Raw genomic sequence first — 17,425 nt, 5'->3', positions numbered from 1 at the left:
ACTATGAACTGGTGGACCGAGCACTCAGCGTCGCCGCTTTGCTGGATCCCACCCGTCAGGTGGTCCCCTTTCACGGCAGAGAATCCGAGCTCCGCTCGCTCGCGCTCTGGCGCGACAGCCCCGTGCCCCAGGCGTCGCTGCTGCTGCACGGCCCGGCCGGTGCGGGCAAGACCAGGCTGCTCCAGCACTTCCGGGACGAGCACTGGGCCGACGAGGAGCACGGCAGGCTGCTGGTCGTCGACGACGCCGACCGCCTCCCGTGGCAGGACGTCTTCCGGCAGCTGCAGGACACGCTGCGCCACGGCCCGGCGCGCACGCGGGTCCTGCTGGCCGCGCGGACCACGGGGTGGTGGTGGTCCTCCACCCGCCAGCGCATCGCGGACTTCGACCACGAGGTCACCGCCGTCGAGCTGGCGCCGACGCTCGACGGCCGGGAGGAGTCGTTCACGCTCGCCTGCCAGCACTTCGCGAAGCACCTCGACGTCACCGCCCCGGACGAGCCGCCGCCCAACATCGCCCAGGAGACGGTCCTCGACCTGCACGTGGCCGCGCTGACGGTCGTGCACGGCGACCCCTGCGACGTGAACCGCACCCAACTGCTCCGGCAGCTCCTCCAGCGCGACGACGGCCCCGCGACCGGCCGCCTCGCCGAGGACCACCTCGCGGTCGCCACCCCCGCCACGCCGGACCCGGACCTGCTCGCCCGAGCCGCCCAGCGGTGGCCGGCCCTCCGGCCCAGGCTCGACGAGTTGATCACCGGCGACCCCGGCGTCGTGCACGTCATGGCCCCCGACAGCCTCCGCATCGCCGCCGAGATCGGGTCGTGCGCGACCGTGGAGGCCATCGCGCGCAAGATCTTCCGCGACGAGCGGTTCGCCACCGACGCCCTCCCGTCGATCCTCACCCGGCGCCTGGCCGAGCGCGCCGAGGACGTCCTCGACCGCGCCGAGATGTACGGGATGCTCAGCGCCCGCACGATGGTGTGCGGCCTGCGCCAGGAGTCCGTCGAGGCGTCGCAGGCCGAGGTCGCCTGCTACCGCGAGCTCGTCGCGCGGGACCGCGAGAACCGGCCGCTGCTCGCGGACGCGCTGGGGGACCTGGGACTCAGGCTGATCAACGCGCACCGCAACGACGAGGTGCTCGCCGTCTCGGAGGAGGCGATCGACCTCTGGCGCGAGATCGCGGAGGACGACCCGGAGACCGTCCCGCAGCTCGCGTCCGCCCTGGAGCAGATCAGCTACCGCTACCAGGCGCTCGGCCGCGACGAGGACGCGATGACCGCGATCAGCCGCGCCACCCTGCTCTTCCAGGAGCTCGCCAAGAACCACCCGGCGCTCTTCCGCGCCGACTTCGCGCGGGTCGCCGCCGCGATGGCCCGCCGCTTCCACGTCGAGGGCAACAGGCAGCACGCCGCCGACTCGATGCAGCTCGCCATCGCGAACTGGCGGGTGCTCGCCCAGGAGGACCCGCGCTTCGAACCCGAGCTCGCCCGCAACCTCGTCGCGGCCGGCACCATGCTCACCGACCTGGGCAGGGCCGAGGCCGCGAGCGAGACGCTGAAGGAGGCCGTCGACCTGTTCCGCCGCCTCGCCGTCGCCAACCCCGGCACGTTCGGCAAGGAGCTCGCCGAAGCGCTGACGCACCGCAGCAAGGCGTTGCTGGAGCTGGCCGACGACGTCGACGCCGCGCTCACCGCCCGCGAGGCCGTGATGCTGTGGCGGGAGACGGGAGACCTCAAGGGGCTGGCCGCGGCACTGCTCAACGTCGCCCAGGTCGTCGGTGACGTCGGCGCGGCCGAGGAGGCCGTGCGGGTGTACCGGGACCTGGTCGCGCAGGACCTCGTCTGGAACCAGGCCGGACTGGTGATCGCCCTCGCGACCCTAGTCCGCCAGCAGCTCCTGCACGGCCAGGACGGCGAAGCGCTGACCACCGCCGACGAATGCCTCGACCTCTGCCGCCGCCTGCCGTCGCAACTGGTCGAGTTCTTCGGCGCGAACCTGGCCCCACCGCTGCAGAACACGGCCCGCGCACTGTCCGATTCGGACCACCACGTCCGCGCGCTGGGCATGTCCGAGTTCACCGTCGGGGTCTGCGAGGCGATCAGGTCGAGAACCGCGCCCACCGTCTACCTCGACGCGCTGCAACGGCATGTGTGCCGGCTTCGGGCGGCGGAACGCAAGGAGGAGGCGCGCGACACGGCGCACACGGCCGTCGTGCTGTGGCACCTGGCCGGCGTCGAGCTCGACCGGCACGTGGACTACGCCGACGCCCTGACGATCTACGGAAAGCTCTGCGCGGAAACGCGGTTCGAGACCGGGAAAGCACTCCGGCTCACCCACCGCGCGGTCGACATCCTGCGCGAGGTGGGTGAGCCGGTGAAACTGCAGTTCGCCCTGGCGACGGCCGAGGAGCTCAGCTCTTGGTGAGCAGCGACCGCGCGAAGAACGCGACGTTGGCCGGGCGCTCCGCGAGACGGCGCATGAAGTAGCCGTACCACTCGTCGCCGTACGGCAGGTACACGCGCATGCGGTTGCCCTCACCGGCGATGCGCTTCTGCTCCTCGGGCCGGATGCCGTACAGCATCTGGAACTCGTAGCTGTCCTTGGAACGCGAGGACGCCAGGTCGGTGGCGATCGCGATCAGACGCGGGTCGTGCGAGGCCACCATCGGGTAGCCCTGACCCTCCATGAGGATCTTCAGGCAGCGCACGTACGACAGGTCGACGTCGTGCTTGTCCTGGTAGGCAACGGTTGCGGGCTCCTGGTAGGCGCCCTTGCACAGCCGCACGCGCGAACCGGAGTGCGCGAGGTCGCGGCAGTCCTGCTCGGTCCGGCGGAGGTAGGCCTGCAGCACCGCGCCGACCCACGGGAAGTCCACGCGCAGCTCCCGCAGGATGCCCAGCGTGGAGTCCGTGGTGGTGTGGTCCTCCATGTCGAGCGTCACGGTCGTGCCGACGACAGCGGCGGCGGCACAGATGCGCCGGGCGTTCTCCAGCGCGATCTTCTCGCCGTCCACGGCCAGCGACTGACCGACGGCCGACAGCTTCACCGACACCTCGGCGCCCTCGGTGAGCCCGTGCGCCTCCAGTCGCGACAGCAGCGTCAGGTACGCCTCGACGGTGTCGTTCGCCTGCGACTCCTCGAGGGTGTCCTCACCGAGGTGGTCGAGGGTGACCAGACGGCCGTCACCGAGCACCTCGGCGGTCGCCCGGATCGCGGACGAGACGTCGTCACCGGCGATGAACCGGTCGACGACCGGCCGGGTCAGCGGCGTCGACTCGACGAGCTTGCGGGCACCCGCGCTGCGGGACGCCAGAAGGAGGCTGGAGCGCAACATAGGTTCACGTCCTCAGGGTGTGAAAGGTGAGGGGAACGTCGAAGTGCTTGTGGCACAACGACGTTCCCCTCACTCGGGAGGGCCGGATCTAGCCCTGGTGCGGGTGGAGGTGGGAGGTGGGCGCCGCGAAGGTCTCCTTGATGGAGCGCGGGCTGACCCAGCGGAGCAGGTTGTGGACCGACCCCGCCTTGTCGTTCGTGCCGGACGCGCGGCCGCCGCCGAACGGCTGCTGACCCACGACGGCACCGGTGGGCTTGTCGTTGACGTAGAAGTTGCCGGCGGCGAACCGCAGCTCCTCCTGCGCGTGCGCCACGGCGGCGCGGTCACGGGCGATGATCGAGCCGGTCAGGCCGTACGGCGCCGCGTTCTCCATCTGCTTGAGCACGGTCAGGTAGTCCGCGTCCTCGAACACGTGGATCGCGAGCACCGGACCGAAGAACTCGGTGGTGAACACGGAGTTCGTCGGGTCGGTGCCGAGCAGCACGGTCGGCCGCACGAAGAAGCCGTCCGAGTCGTCCGCGGTGCCACCGGCGGCGATCTCCAGCGACGAGTCGGCGCGCGCGGCCTGCAGCACGCCCGACAGCTTGTCGAACGAACGGCGGTCGATCACCGCGCCACCGAAGTTCGAGAAGTCGGTGACGTCACCGTAGGTCAGGGCGTTGACCTCGTCGAGGAACCGGTCCTTGATCTTGTTCCACACCGAGCGCGGCACGTAGGCGCGCGAGGCGGCGGAGCACTTCTGGCCCTGGTACTCGAAGGCGCCGCGGATCAGGGCGACGCGCAGCACGTCCGGGTCGGCCGACGGGTGGGCGAGGATGAAGTCCTTGCCGCCGGTCTCGCCGACGATGCGCGGGTACGAGCGGTAGTTCGCGATGTTCGACCCGACCTGCGCCCACAGCTTCTGGAACGTCGGCGTGGAACCGGTGAAGTGGATGCCCGCGAGGTCGGGGGAGTTGAGCGCGACCTCGGACACGGCGAGACCGTCACCGGGCAGCAGGTTGATGACGCCGGGCGGCATGCCCGCCTCTTCCAGCAGCCGCATGGTGAGGTGCGCGGCGAACGACTGGGTGGGCGACGGCTTCCACAGCACCACGTTGCCCATCAGCGCGGGCGCGGTCGGCAGGTTGCCGGCGATGGCGGTGAAGTTGAACGGCGTGATCGCGTAGACGAAACCCTCGAGCGGACGGTGGTCCGTGCGGTTCCACACGCCGGGGGAGGAGATCGGCTGCTCGGCCATCAGGTTGCGGGCGAACTGCACGTTGAAGCGCCAGAAGTCGATGAGCTCGCACGCCGAGTCGATCTCCGCCTGGATCGCGGTCTTCGACTGGCCGAGCATCGTGGCCGCGTTCAGGGTGGAGCGCCACGGGCCGGCGAGCAGGTCGGCGGCGCGCAGGATGATCGCCGCGCGGTCGTCGAACGACAGCGCGCGCCACGCCGGGGCGGCCTCGCGGGCCGCAGCCAGGGCGTCGACGGTGTCCTGCTGGGTCGCGCCGGCGAGCGTGCCGAGGACCGAGCGGTGGTTGTGCGGCTGGACGACGTCGAAACGCTCACCGCCACCCATGCGCTGCTCGCCACCGATGGTCAGCGTGAGGTCGAGCGGCTCCTTCTGCAGCTCGACCAGCTTGGCCTGCAGCTCAGCGCGCTCCGGGGTGCCGGGGGCGTACTGCAGGACCGGCTCGTTGACCGGGGCGGGAACCTGGGTGACCGCGTCCACTCGCAACTCCTTCTGGGCTTGTTCGGTACGCACACCGTAAGTCCGCGCGACCTGGCCTCGGTTGTCCGAACCGCCAAGATTCACCAGGTCAGATGTACGATCGAACAGTGTCGAGCCTCCGCCACGTCCTCATCGCACTCGGCGATCCGCTCGTCGAACTGCAGGTCGCCCCGCAGGGCCTGGAGGTGGACGTGCGCGAGGTGGTGATCGTGGACCCGGACGACCCGCCGGACGTGTCGGCCGGTGATCTCGCCCTGGTGATCGGTGCCCGCGGCCGGGCCGCGTTGCCGCTGGTCAGAGCTGCGGGACGGGCGAAAGCGGCGGCCGTCGCGGTCAAGGAGAGTTCCCAGGCGCTCGAACAGGCGGCAACGGACGCGGGCGTGGCGCTGCTGGAGGTCAGGCCCGAGGTCCGCTGGGGGCACCTGGAGTCGCTCGCCAAGGGCGTTCTCACCACGACCACCGACGACGGCGAGGTCCTCGGCGACCTGTTCGCGCTGGCGCAAACGATTGCCACCCTGACCGGCGGCATCGTCAGCATCGAGGACACCGCGAGCCGCGTGCTGGCCTACTCCCGCTCGTCCGACGAGGTCGACGAGCTGCGCCGCCTCTCGATCCTCGGCCGCCAGGGTCCCGAGCCGTACCTGAAGATGCTGCGCGAGTGGGGCGTCTACAACCTGCTCCGCTCGGGCGAGGAGGTCGTCCGCATCGACGAACGCCCCGAGCTCGGCATCCGCAGGCGCATCGCTGTCGGCATCCACGCGGGGCAGCAGCCGCTCGGAACGATCTGGGTGCAGGAGGGCGACCAGCCGCTGACCGAGCAGGCCGAACGAGCCTTGCTCGGCGCCGCCCGCGTCACCGCCCCGCACCTCATCCAGCAGCGCAACCAGCCCACGTCGAGGTTCCGCGAGAACCTGCTGGCCGCGTTGCTCACCGGCCGCATGGACGCCGCCACGGTCGCCGGCCAGATCGGCGCCGATCCCGGGAAACCCGCCGCCGTCGTGGTGTTCGCGGTCCGCGGCGCCGAGGGCGACCGCAGCGAGCACGAACTCCGCCGCGCCGAGATGACCGGCCTGATCTCCGTGCACGCGGCCGCGTACCGGCGCAGCGCGCTCGTCAGCGAGTCCGGCGGCCGCACCTACGTCCTGCTCCCGGACCTCGCCCCGAACGCGCAGCTGCTGAACCTGACGCGGGAGATCGTCACCACCGCACGCCGCCACCTGCACACGGCGGTGCAGGCCGCGGTCGGCTCGACGGTGTCCACACTGGACGACGCGCGGATCTCCCGCCAGGAGGCCGAACGCGTGCTGGACGCGATGGCGCGCGACCTCGACGCCGAGGTCGCGACGCTCGCCGACGTCCGCTCGCAGGTGCTCGTCAGCGAGATCCTGGCCCTGCTCCAGGACAACCCGAGGATCCGCGATCCCAGGATCGACGCGCTCGACCCGGAACTCGCCAAGTCACTACTGGCGTACCTCGACGCGTTGGGCGACGTGCGCGCGGCGGCAGACCGGCTGCACGTGCACCCCAACACGTTGAGGTACCGCCTCAAGCGGATCGACCTCGACCTGGACGACCCGCTCGTGCGGTTGATCGCCCAGCTTCAGCTCAGGATGCGGTAGAGCAGCGCGCGTTCCGCGATCGTCCACGTCGTGGTCGTGAGCAGGTACACCCCGGCGGCCAGCGGCAGGTAGGCCGCCACCAGGATCGTCCCGAACGGCAGCACCTTGACCAGCCCGGTCATGAACCCGGGCTGCGGCGCGGCGGTCATCCGCGACTGCTGCCACTTCACGGTCAGATAGGCGACCACGGCCAGCAGCCCGAACAGCACGAAGAACACCCACGCGAAGCCGGTCGTGAAGTGCGAGCCGAGCGAAACACCGAACAAGGTGCCTTCCAGCAACGGGTTCGGTGTCGTGACCACCTGGTAGATGACCATGAAGAACGGGATGGTGGCGAGCATCGGCAACATGCCCGCGAACATCGACACGCCGTTGCTCTTGTAGACCTTCTGCGACTCCTCCGAGAACCGCATCAGGTCCTTGCCGTACTTCTTCTGCAGCTTCTGGATCTCCGGTGCCAGCCTGGCCTTGGCCTTCTCGCCACGCACGGCCGCGCGGTAGAAGGGGTGCAGCGCGAGCCGCACGACGATCGTGAACAGAACGATGGCGAGCGCGGGCGTGCCGAAGCTCGCCAGGGCAGCGCCCAGGTCAGCGAACAAGGGGGTTTTCTCCGTCTTGAGTTGGGACTTGCGGACGTGTCAGAACGTCCGGCATCCCGGTGCTCGGGGACGGGGTTTCCCTGCCGCGTCGGGGTTTCGCAGACGCAGCTGTGCCGTGCGCTGGGCTCGTTCCCGGATCGAGAGCGACCGCGCCGGCGCCACCGAGAGCGGCACCAGCGCGACGACCACGATCAGCGCGAGGGCGAGCGCGGTCACGGCCGCGACGACCTCGGTCGGCGACGAGAACAGCGTGAAGGCGTAGAGGGCGGGCAGGAAGACGGCGAGCACGAGCATCGCCCGCTGCTTGGTCTCCGGCCGCCACATGCCTTGCAGACTACCTGTGTTCGACGGGAATCGGGGCGGTCTGCAGGACAACGCCCGCTTCGTCGAGGAGCCTGACGTCCTTCGGCCTGCCCAGGCTCGGCCACCAGGCCAGAACCCGGCCGTTGCCGATGGTCGCGGTCACCTCCAGCCCGTCCTCGGTGCTGATGACCACCTTGCCGACCGCGCGGCTCACCCGTCCGTTCAGGACGGTCATGGCGTTGCGACCACCCACGTCGTGCATGCCCACGACCGGGGAGAAGTCGGCGAACAGCCTGTCGCCGAGCGGTTCCTGGTTCTGGAGGTTCCCCCTTCCGCTCCCGCCGACGCCCGCCGGTGTCCGCAGACACAACATCTCGGACTCCGGACCGATGTACTGGACCATCGTCATGTCTCCGCGCTGGTCGACGACGGCCACGTCCCGGGGAGCAGGCCAGTCCGGCCCGTTCACCCCCCGTTCGGCGTCGTGCCGGTCGAGCGTCTTCCCGCAGTCCGCCAGCACGGGTGCCAGATCGCCGGGGGCCCGCGGTTCGGCGGTCCACGACGCGGAGGCGTCCTGGTTCGTCGGTGTCCACAGCACCAGCGTCACGGCCACGGCGGCCACGAGAGCCGTCGCGGGCACCGTGAAGCGCCACCACCGGCGCGACGGCTTCGCGTCGATCTCGTTCAGCAGTGCGTGCTTGCGGGTCTGCAACCGCATCGGGTCGAGCTGCGGGATGTCGGGCGTGATGTTCACAGTGCCTCCTCCACCAGGGCGCCACGCACGGTGCGTTGCGCGCGAGCGAGTCGGGACTTCACCGTGCCGACCGGGATGCCGAGCACCTGGGCGATCTGGGCCTGGGACAGGTCCGACCACGCGGACATCTCCAGCACCTCCCGGTCCCCGGCGGGCAGGTTCTCCAGCTCCGCGATCACCGCCCGTGTGCGAGCCTCCGCGTCCACGCGCCGTGCGACGTCATCGGCGTGGTCGTCGTCCGATCCGTGTGGCGGAACCTTGCCCAGCGCTGCCTTGTACCGCGTGCGGGCGCGTTGGTGATTGCGGGTGGCGCCCAGGGCGACGGTGTACAGCCACGGCAGCAGGGACCCCTCGACCGTCACGGACGTGCGTTTGCGCCAGGTCTCCATGAACACCACGGACACCAGGTCCTCGGCGACCGCCCAGGTGCCGGTGCGGCGCAGGCAGTACGCGAACACGGCTTGGGCGTGGCGTTCGAACAGCAGCCCGAACGCGTCGCCGTCACCGGCCCGGACCTGCCCCCAGAGTTCTTCGTCGGTCACGGACCCTCCTCTCTGCTCCACTCATGTCCGCAGAGAGGCGTCCGGTTCACGACTCGACCAGACCCGGCCGTTCGGGGTGGTCGTAGCGCACGAAGAGGTCGGCCACCGGGTCGTAGTCGTCGAACGCCGGCAGCGTCCACTCCTCGTCCGTCTTGCGCTTCAAGGCACCGGGGGAGAGCCAGAGGTGCACGGTCAGTTCGGCGGGCAGCCAGCGGTCGAGCATCAGGGTGCCGTCGACGAGCACGACGCCGTTCTCCGGCAGGTCGACGTACTCGGCGCGGCTCGCGCGGTCGGTGGCGGCGTTCCACAGCGACGGCAGCACCCTGCCGTCCAGCGCCGGGTCGAGCACCTCCCGTTGCAGGCCCTTGTAGTCGAACCAGTCGTGCCGGTACGAGTACGAGTCCGTGCGGCCGTGTTCGAGCCGCACCGACGCCGGGCGCAGGAAGTCGTCGAGGGACACCCGCTGCACCGCGCGGCCCAAGGCGCGCAACGGTTCCACGACGGCGTCCGCGAGCCTCCCGGGTTCGGCGGCGGGTGCGCCGTCGACGAGGACGCGCACCCGTCCGTCGAGCTCCGACACCTGGTCGACGATCTCGGCGACGAGCGTGTCGAAGGTCAGCGGCCGAACCTTCACGGCTGCCAGTCCGCCCAGGCGGTGCCCCACCAGACGTCCCCGGAGGCCAGCATCTTCTCGATCTTCGACGCCTCGGCCCTGATCGACTCGGCCTCGGCCGCCGAGTACTTGCCGGACGCCACCTGCTCCTCGAACTCGTCGAGGTCGCGCTGCGCCCACGTGCCGTCCGGGGCGACGGTGTAGTCCAGGGCGTGGTCGAGCGTCTCGAACCCGTCCTCGACGCGGCGGTACGGCGCCTGCAGGTTCAGGTAGTAGTTGCCGAAGACCCGGTTCTCGCCCTTCCAGAACAGGTCGACGGAGTAGGCGTCCTGCGGGCGGTGCAGCATGAGCTTGCCGTGGCCGCGCCAGAAGCCTCGGTCCGGTTTGTCCCACGGGTGCGGGTGGTGGTGGTCGGGGTAGGTGAGCCGCGTGCCGGGCTCCACGAACACCGCGAGCAGCCCCGGCTCGTCGACGACCACCCTGGTCGGCATCTCCGACCAGACCTTGCCGTGCAGCACCTCGCGCCGCACCACGACCTCACCCGGCGCGAACAACCTCATGCGCCGAACTTACGTGATCACGCTCGGCGGCGTCCTCGGCCATCATCTTCCGCTTGAGCGGCGGCACGGCGTTGGTCACGCGCAGGAACGTCCGCGAGAACGCCGCCACGACCCGTCCGATCACGGGCTTGTGGACGAGGCCGCGGCCGTCCATCATCTCGCGCGACGCCTCCACGGCCTGGAAGCCGTACTCGACCATCTCCCGCTCGTACTCGCCGACGGCCTGCACGACGTCCTTGCCCCCGGCGGCCTCGGTGAGCTTGCGGGACAACAGTTCCGCGTCCCGCAGCGCCGTGTTCGCGCCGATGCCGCGGCCGGGCGTCATGAGGTGCACCGAGTCGCCGATCAGCGTGACGTTGCTCGGCTGCCAGGGCTCCAGCCGTTCGGACGTGCGGACCTTGATCTGGAACACGGTCTCCGGAGTGGCCAGCGCGAACAGCTTCCGCAGGTCCGGGTGGAAGCGCGGGGTCAGGTTCAGCACGACCTGCTTGAGCTCGGCCTGGCTCATGCCCTTCATGTCCGGGAACTTGTCGTGCGAGGCCGCGTAGCCCCACATGATGTAGTCGTCCTCGACGCCGGTGCCGTCGAAGCGCATGACGTGCAGGATCACGAACTCGCCGTGCGGCCCGAACAGCAGCGTGATGCCGCCGTCGGCCAGCGGGGGCAGCAGTTTCGCGTTCTCCTCGGTCAGCGGCAGCTTGCCCGCGACCGACGTGATGCCGGTGTCGACCACCTTGGCGTGCGGCAGGTGCTGCCGGCGCACCTTCGACTGCGCGCCGTCCGCCCCCACCAGCACGTCGCCGGTCTCGGACGTGCCGTCGTCGAAGAACGCCGTGACCGTGCCGTCGTCGTTCTGGGTGAAGTGCGTGAACGTCTTGCCGAAGCGCACGACGTCTTCCAGGCCGCCGAGCAACGCCGTGCGCATCGCGATCCGGCTGACCGACTTCTCGCTGCGGCTGTCGTCGCGGTCCGTGTCGATCTCGCCGACCAGCAGTTCCTTGTACTTCTCGGTCCGCATGACGATGTGCCGCGGTGGCCGGGCGGTGGTGCGGACGAACTCGGCGAACACCTCCGGCGGCAGGCAGCTGTGCAGCGCCTTGCTGCCGTCCGGGCTGATCCCGACGCGATAGCCGATCAGCATGCTGCGCGGTGTCCGGTCGCGTTCGAAGACGGCGACGTCCACGCCACCCTTCTTCAGGCCGTGCGCCAGGCACAGACCGCCGGTCCCCGCACCGATGACGAGTACACGCATGACAACCTCCCCCTCACTAAATCTCTTAGTTGGGAAGATATTCAGTTATTGAGAGTCTTGTCAATCGTCCTGACCGAGTCTCCGGAGGCGCGCGGTGGCGAGCGCGAGCCTGACGTCGTCCGGTGCGAGCAGCTTGACCAGCTGTTCCAGGGCCTCGACGTCGTGTTCGCCGGAGTCGGTCTGGGTGAACGCCCAGAGCGCGTTGCCGTCGCCGCGCTGCAGGACCGCCTTGCGCACGCTGGTCGCCAGGTCGTCCCGCTCGGCCAGCACCACGGGCGCCTCGGAGCGCCGCAGCAGCGAGCCGCGGTACCGGCTCGCGGCCAGTGGCACGTCGGCGGCCTTCAACGCGGTCCGGACGGCGAGGAAGTCGGCCTCGACGTCCGCGGTGAGCCGGTACGGCCTGGTCGCGAGCACGTCCGGCCCCAACTGGGCGCGCAGCCGGTGCAGCTCCGCGCGCACGGTCGTCGGGTTGCCGCGTTCGCCGTAGAGCCGCAGCGCGAGCTGGTCGGCGGTCAGCCTGCCGTGCAACGCGAGCGCGCACAGGATCTCCGCGTGCCGCGACGAGATCGGCACCTCGCGGCCGTCCAGCACCACCTTGGGCTCGGGCAGCAGGAACGACAGCGACAGCACGCTGCGCCGCACGTGCCGCTGCCGGGGGATGCGCAGCAGGTAGCCGTCGGACAGCGGTTCGAGCACCGCCTCGCGGCCGTCGGGCAGTTCGACCCGGTCCGCGGACACGTCGACGCGCGAGGGCAGCAGCCCGTGCGGCTCGACGGCGACGACCCGGCCCGTCTGGCTGAGCAGTGCGCCCGGCTCCCCGCGCAACGCGATCAGGTGCCGCATGTTGCGCGACCGCAGCTCCTCGTCCTGCGAGTGCATGCGCGCGAGCATCTCCAGCTCCGCGAGGCGTGCCGAGGCCGACACCAGCGCCACCATCGAGGGGTGGACGGTCTCGATCGGGCCACTGAGGTCGACGACCCCGATCGTGGTCCCCGAATCGGGGTCGCGGATCGGGCTCGCCGCGCAGGTCCAGTGGTGGTAGGTCCGCACGAGGTGCTCGGCCGAGTGGACCGTGACGGGCGAGTTCAACGCCAGCGCGGTGCCCATGCCGTTCGTGCCCGCCGCACCCTCCGACCAGAGCGTTCCCTCCGCCAGGCCGACGTTCTCCGCGTAGCTGCGGGTGCACTTGGAACCCTCGCACCACAGGATGTGGCCCTGGGCGTCCGCGACGACCATGATGTGCCCGGCCTCCTCCGCGAAGCCCAGCAGCGTCTCGCGCAGCAACGGCAGCATCGGGTGCAGCGGGTGCCTCTCGCGCAGGTCGGAGAGCTCGTCGGCGGCGAAGACGGTCGGCGCGGTGTGCAGGTCCGGATCGACGTTGGCGGCGAGTGACCGCTGCCACGACGCGGAAATCACTGAGCGTGGCAAATCAACCGTGTGAGTACCACTCAACACGGCATCTCTGACTCTGCTCAGCAACAGTCTGTGTTGCCCGGGTTCGTGGGCCACCGATCCATCCACGGCTTGCAACGAGCATGCAACGTTCTGCTGCCTACTTTCTCATTTTCCCCACCCCGCTTGCGCGGTGGGCCGTCTCTGGCAGGGAGTCGAGGATGACGCAGTACGCGGCGCCGGGGCAGCCCGGCAGCGTGGTCGCGTACCGGGCGAGGTACGACCACTTCATCGGCGGCGACCACGTGTCGCCCGTGAGCGGCGAGTACGTGGAGAACGTCACCCCGGTGACCGGGGAGGTGTTCACCGAGGTCGCCCGCGGCACCGACGCCGACCGCGCCCGTGCGTTGCACGCGGCCAGCGGCGCCGCACGCGCGTGGGGCGACACCACGGCCCGAGAGCGCGCCACCGTGCTGTGCGAGATCGCCGACCGCATCGAGGAGCACGCGACCGAGCTCGCCGTCGCCGAGACGTGGGACAACGGCAAGCCGGTCCGCGAGGCCCTGGTCGCCGACGTGCCGATGGTGATCGAGCTGTTCCGCCAGTTCGCCGCCGTCGTCCGCGCCGAGAGCGGCGAGGTCGAGCAGCTCGGCCGCAACACCTGCGACTACCGCTCGTACCAGCCGCTCGGCGTGGTGCACGAGCGCCTCTCGTGGACGTTCCCGCTGCTCAACGCGTGCCGCGTGCTCGCCCCGGCGCTGGCCGCCGGCAACGCCGTGGTGCTGGAGCCCGCGCTGCAGACGCCGGCCTCGATCCACGTGCTGATGAACGTGGTCGCCGACCTGCTGCCGCCCGGCGTCGTCAACGTCGTCACCGGCTCCGACGACCACCCGGTCGCCATCGGCCGTTGCCCGAACATCTTCTTCGCCGACGTCACGGCGCAGCGCGACAACTTCCTGGACAAGGCGCTGGAGGGCTTCGCGATGTTCGCGGCCAACCAGGGCGAGATCGCGACGGCCCCGTCGCGCGCGTTGATCCAGACCGCCGCCTACGAGGAGCTGCTGCACCTCGCGACCGTGCGCACGCAGGCGTTGCGCGTGGGAGACCCGCTCGACACCGACACCATGGTCGGCGCGGTCGTGAGCCTCGCACAGCGCGATCGCGTTCTCGCGTACGTGGAGCGCGGCAAGGCCGAGGGCGCGCGCCTGGTGACCGGTGGCGAGGCCTCGGGCCACTACGTCCAGCCGGTGATCTTCGAGGGCGACCACCGCTCGGCCGTCTTCGCCGACGACGTCCTCGGCCCGGTCGTGTCGGTGACGAGGTTCGACGACCGCGACGACGCCCTGAAGATCGCCAACGAGGCCACCGCCCAGCTCGGCGCCGGCATCTGGTCCCGCGACCTCGCGCTGGCGCACAACGTCGGCCACGAGCTGCGCGCCGAACGCGTGTGGGTCAACAACTACTACGCGTACCCGGCGAGCACGGCCGTGCTCGCCGACTACCGCCGCGTGAAGCACCTCGTGGTCAGCTACTCCGACCGCGGGCAGGGGTACTTCTAGTCCTTCCAGGGCACCTGCTTGCCGGGGTGGAAGTTGATGCCCTGGACCCTCCACCGCGGTGCCTGCGCGCCGAGCCGTCGCGCGAACCCCGTCCAGTCGTGGACCTCCGCCGGTGCCCAGCCGAGCTCCGCTGCCACCGCGAGGCGCGGGAACGCCAGGTGCTCGACGTCGGCGGAGGTCTTGACGGTCTCCGTCCACAGTGGAGCCTCGACGCCGAGGACGTCCTCCTCGGTGACACCCTCCAGGTAGGCGCCGGGGTTCCAGTCGTAGGAGTCCCGGACGTCGACCAGGCCCGCCCACTTCAGGCCCAGTTCGGTGTCCTCGTCGTACTTCATGTCGAGGTAGACGCGGTTCCCGGGCGACATGATGACCTTGTGGCCGCGCTTCACCGCGGCGGCCACGTTGTCGTCGGTCGTCGTGGTGCCCCAGAACTGCGGGATCGCCTCGGGGTTCTCGCTGGTCTTGACGAACTCGTGCCAGCCGATGACCGTCTTGCCGTACTTCTCCACGAGCGGCAGCACGCGGCTCATGAACGTCGCGTAGTCCTCGTCGGAGGTCGTCAGCGCCTCGTCACCGCCGATGTGGAGGTACGGGCCGGGGGTGATCGCGGCGATCTCGCGGATCACGTCCTCGACGAACCGGTACGTGACGTCGTCGTTGATGGCCAACGAGCTGAAGCCGACGTCGATGCCGGTGTAGAGCGGGCGCTTCTCGCCGTCCCCGTTGAGCTCGGCGTAGCTCGCCTGCGCGGCGTTGGTGTGGCCCGGCATGTCGAACTCCGGGATGACCGTGATGCCCCTGGCCTGGGCGTAGGTGACCAGGTCGCGGTACTCGTCCTGGGTGTAGAAGAACTTGCCCGTGCGGCCGCCCACCTCGGTGCTGCCGCCGATGGTCGTGAGCTCAGGCCAGCTCTGGATCTCCAGGCGCCAGCCCTGGTCGTCGGTGAGGTGGAGGTGAAAATAGTTGATCTTGAACGCGGCGACCTGGTCGAGGTAGCGCTTGACCTGGTCCGGGGTGAAGAAGTGCCGCGTGACGTCGAGCATCGCGCCGCGGTGGTGGTACCGGGGGTGGTCGAGGACGCTCACCCCCGGGATCTGCCACTCGACCTGCTGCTCGGTTTCGGCCTCGATCTCGGCCGGGAGTAATTGGCGGAGCGTCTGGACGCCGTTGAAGTGGCCCGCCGCGAAGTTCGCCCGGATGACGATCCGGGTTTCGGTGACGTCCAGCAGGTAGCCCTCCTGGCCGGTTTCCGCGGGTGCGCCGTCGGTCAGGACGATGCCCTCGTCCGCCGTGGTGTGCTCGATCGGCAGGGCGAAACCCGTGGAGGGGCGCAGGATCGAGGCCAGCAGTTCGGCTGCGGCTGTTGCGTCCTCGGAGGTCGCGTGGATCTTGGTGTTCGGCGTCAGGGTGAAGGTGACGTCGGGCTCGGGCTCCACCCGGACCGGGTGGGGGAGCAACTCCTGCAGACGGCCAGCTGTCTCGGTCACCAGCACTCCTGATCCGGCGATCGCCGCCACCGCTGCTGGTGGCGGCCTTCGATCACCGTTTCAGGAGGCCGGTTTCGGTGTCAAGGTTCAGACCAATTTCGGTGCGCGCCGGTGGTCGGGCGTGGCCGCGCTGCCTCAGAGGTGCTCCTTGCTCAGCTTGCGCCACAGGGCGGGCAGCGCCGCCTCCGTCCTGTGCGCCAGCTCCACCTCCTTGCCGTACAACAGGCCGAACGTGAACCCGTTCTCATCGCCCCGGCCCAGTGCCAGCAGGACCGGGCGGGCCACCACCGAGTCCTGGTGGTCGCCCAGCAGCGTCTGCACGTCCTTGGCGCGCTTGCGCAACGCCTTGGCGTGCTTGCCCAGTGCGGGTTCCGCCACCTCTGCCGAGTAGCGCAGGCGCTTGGCCGCCTTGCGGGCCTCGTGCAGCGGTTCGTCGCCGTCGTTCTCGCCCAGCGCCGCTTCGATGCGGACGTCCAGGCGGTGGCGCGCCTTCTCCACCAGACGCGGGAGCACGTCCTTCGCCTTGCCCGACGCCGACGACGTGAGCGGCGGCGAGGTCAGCAGCTCGTCGATGGAGTTCAGCAGGGTGAAGTAGCGCTCGCTGTCCAGGGCGGCGACGGAGTCCTTGTGCGCCTGGGCTTCCAGCGGGGCGAAGTGGCGGGTCATGCGGGCGGCCACGTCGCCCAGGGCCAGTTCCGGCGGGAGGGCGTGCAGGCCGTCCTCGAAACGCTTGCGGAGGACTTCGAGGTCTCGCGAGGTGCCGAGGACACCGGCGAGCCACTTCAGTTCGTCGGTGAGGGCTCGGGTCTGCTCGCGGTCGACGATCTTGCCGAAGGCCTGGAGTGCCGAGCGCATGCGGCGGGTGGCCACGCGCATCTGGTGGACGGCGTCGTGCTCGTCGCGGCGGACGCGCGGGTCCTGGTTCTGCAGGGCCGCCCGCTGTTCGTAGAGGTACGCGAGGACGACGTCGCCCGCCGTCGGCTTCTTGCCCAGGGTGGGGCCGGAGTCCCGCTTCACGCCGATCACCTGGGAGAGCTTGGACTTCGACGACGACGGGTGGATGCCCGCGTCGCCCAGGTGGCGTTCGACCGTGTCGAGGAGCGCGCGGTCGCCGCTCTCGCCGAGTTCCACCTCGATCTCGCGCCACGAGGTGGTCGTGGTGGAGGAGCCCATGGTCTGGGCGGTGACCACGTCGTCGACGACCTCGGCCAGCATGTCGCCCTGGCCGTTCGAGAGCTGCCAGCGGCGGCGGTTGGTGCGGATCTCGGCCACGGGCGTGAGGCTCTGGCCTCGGGTGTGGGCGCGGACCAACGAGGAGAGGTCCTTCGGGGGCTTCTTCACCGTGCGGCCGAGAGGGACGCGGACCTCCTGGCGGGAGTCCTCACCCGCCGGCAGCTTGAGGTGCCAGCCCTCGTCCGAGCCGCCCGTCCTCCGGCGCAGGGTCACGCCCGCGCGGGCCAGTCGGTAGTCGTCGGTGTCGAAGTACGTGGCTTCGAGGTCGAACTCTTCCGGGCCGGTCGCCACGCCGGTGATCTCTGTGAGATCCGGCAGGCTCGCGTCCGATGGTGCCTCGTACTTGCGTTCGGTCTCAGTAACGGAGGTCGCCATTTTCTATTAATACCTCGTTTTGTCCGGGTTCACCCAGCGTCGTGACGGTGCGTGAGGGGTGGTGCCACGGGCGGGCGGAACCACGCC

Annotated in this window: 15 protein-coding genes; 3 read left to right on the top strand and 12 right to left on the bottom strand. The window is 70.2% G+C overall.

Annotated elements, in window-relative coordinates; genetic code table 11:
* Positions 1-11: 11 nt before the first annotated feature.
* Positions 12-2,426: an ATP-binding protein gene (locus ND450_RS24805; RefSeq protein WP_253321077.1), complete on the top strand. Its 2,415-nt coding sequence runs from the start codon at positions 12-14 to the stop codon at positions 2,424-2,426.
* On the opposite strand, the gene ND450_RS24800 is transcribed toward ND450_RS24805, so the two are convergent.
* Positions 2,413-3,336, bottom strand: a complete 924-nt coding sequence (locus tag ND450_RS24800; protein ID WP_253321076.1) for a proline dehydrogenase family protein — start codon at positions 3,334-3,336, stop codon at positions 2,413-2,415. The genes ND450_RS24805 and ND450_RS24800 overlap by 14 nt on opposite strands.
* Positions 3,337-3,424: 88 nt before the next feature.
* On the bottom strand, positions 3,425-5,050 hold the full coding sequence (gene pruA, locus ND450_RS24795) for an L-glutamate gamma-semialdehyde dehydrogenase (RefSeq protein WP_253321075.1): 1,626 nt from the start codon (positions 5,048-5,050) through the stop codon (positions 3,425-3,427).
* A gap of 92 nt (positions 5,051-5,142) precedes the next feature.
* Here pruA and ND450_RS24790 point away from each other — a divergent pair, with 92 nt between their 5' ends.
* Positions 5,143-6,669 (top strand): PucR family transcriptional regulator, encoded by a 1,527-nt coding sequence (locus ND450_RS24790; RefSeq protein WP_371927409.1) that lies wholly within the window; start codon positions 5,143-5,145, stop codon positions 6,667-6,669.
* Here ND450_RS24790 and ND450_RS24785 read toward each other — a convergent pair.
* The 8 genes from ND450_RS24785 to ND450_RS24750 are packed head-to-tail and all read right to left on the bottom strand — an operon-like array spanning position 6,651 to position 12,708.
* Positions 6,651-7,268 carry a YidC/Oxa1 family membrane protein insertase gene (locus ND450_RS24785; protein ID WP_253321073.1) on the bottom strand — a complete coding sequence of 206 codons (618 nt, stop codon included), beginning with the start codon at positions 7,266-7,268 and terminating at the stop codon, positions 6,651-6,653. The two genes, ND450_RS24790 and ND450_RS24785, sit on opposite strands and share 19 nt — an antisense overlap.
* A 39-nt stretch (positions 7,269-7,307) precedes the next feature.
* Positions 7,308-7,592, bottom strand: coding sequence for a DUF6412 domain-containing protein (locus ND450_RS24780; RefSeq protein ID WP_245786463.1), 285 nt, complete (start codon positions 7,590-7,592; stop codon positions 7,308-7,310).
* Positions 7,593-7,602: 10 nt separating this feature from the next.
* Positions 7,603-8,325: a hypothetical protein gene (locus tag ND450_RS24775; protein ID WP_253321072.1), complete on the bottom strand. Its 723-nt coding sequence runs from the start codon at positions 8,323-8,325 to the stop codon at positions 7,603-7,605.
* Entirely contained in the window at positions 8,322-8,867 is a 546-nt protein-coding gene (locus tag ND450_RS24770; protein WP_253321071.1) for an RNA polymerase sigma factor, read from the bottom strand. The genes ND450_RS24775 and ND450_RS24770 overlap by 4 nt, the downstream gene beginning before the upstream one ends.
* Positions 8,868-8,913: 46 nt before the next feature.
* Complete coding sequence (locus ND450_RS24765; RefSeq protein WP_253327986.1) at positions 8,914-9,501, bottom strand: uridine kinase; 588 nt, start codon at positions 9,499-9,501, stop codon at positions 8,914-8,916.
* Positions 9,498-10,040, bottom strand: a complete 543-nt coding sequence (locus ND450_RS24760; RefSeq protein WP_253321070.1) for a DUF402 domain-containing protein — start codon at positions 10,038-10,040, stop codon at positions 9,498-9,500. Before ND450_RS24760 ends, ND450_RS24765 begins: the two co-directional genes overlap by 4 nt.
* Positions 10,018-11,292, bottom strand: coding sequence for an NAD(P)/FAD-dependent oxidoreductase (locus ND450_RS24755; protein ID WP_253321069.1), 1,275 nt, complete (start codon positions 11,290-11,292; stop codon positions 10,018-10,020). Before ND450_RS24755 ends, ND450_RS24760 begins: the two co-directional genes overlap by 23 nt.
* Positions 11,293-11,352: 60 nt before the next feature.
* The gene (locus ND450_RS24750) at positions 11,353-12,708 is read right to left on the bottom strand and encodes a GAF domain-containing protein (protein WP_253321068.1); all 1,356 of its coding nucleotides are present in this window, start codon (positions 12,706-12,708) and stop codon (positions 11,353-11,355) included.
* A 197-nt stretch (positions 12,709-12,905) separates the two neighbouring features.
* Here ND450_RS24750 and ND450_RS24745 point away from each other — a divergent pair, with 197 nt between their 5' ends.
* A complete protein-coding gene (locus tag ND450_RS24745) occupies positions 12,906-14,243 on the top strand; it encodes an aldehyde dehydrogenase family protein (protein WP_253321067.1) in 1,338 nt (445 codons plus the stop codon).
* Here the strand turns inward: ND450_RS24745 and ND450_RS24740 are convergent.
* Both ND450_RS24740 and ND450_RS24735 read right to left on the bottom strand, forming a co-directional pair.
* Complete coding sequence (locus ND450_RS24740; protein ID WP_253321066.1) at positions 14,240-15,730, bottom strand: beta-N-acetylhexosaminidase; 1,491 nt, start codon at positions 15,728-15,730, stop codon at positions 14,240-14,242. The two genes, ND450_RS24745 and ND450_RS24740, sit on opposite strands and share 4 nt — an antisense overlap.
* Before the next feature lie 135 nt (positions 15,731-15,865).
* Complete coding sequence (locus ND450_RS24735; RefSeq protein ID WP_253321065.1) at positions 15,866-17,338, bottom strand: CYTH and CHAD domain-containing protein; 1,473 nt, start codon at positions 17,336-17,338, stop codon at positions 15,866-15,868.
* Positions 17,339-17,425 lie beyond the last annotated feature (87 nt).

Origin of the sequence: Lentzea sp. HUAS12 (assembly GCF_024125735.1) — a bacterium.
In the GTDB taxonomy this organism is placed as follows: Bacteria; Actinomycetota; Actinomycetes; order Mycobacteriales; family Pseudonocardiaceae; genus Lentzea; species Lentzea albida.
This window is presented reverse-complemented; position numbering and strand designations above follow the sequence as displayed.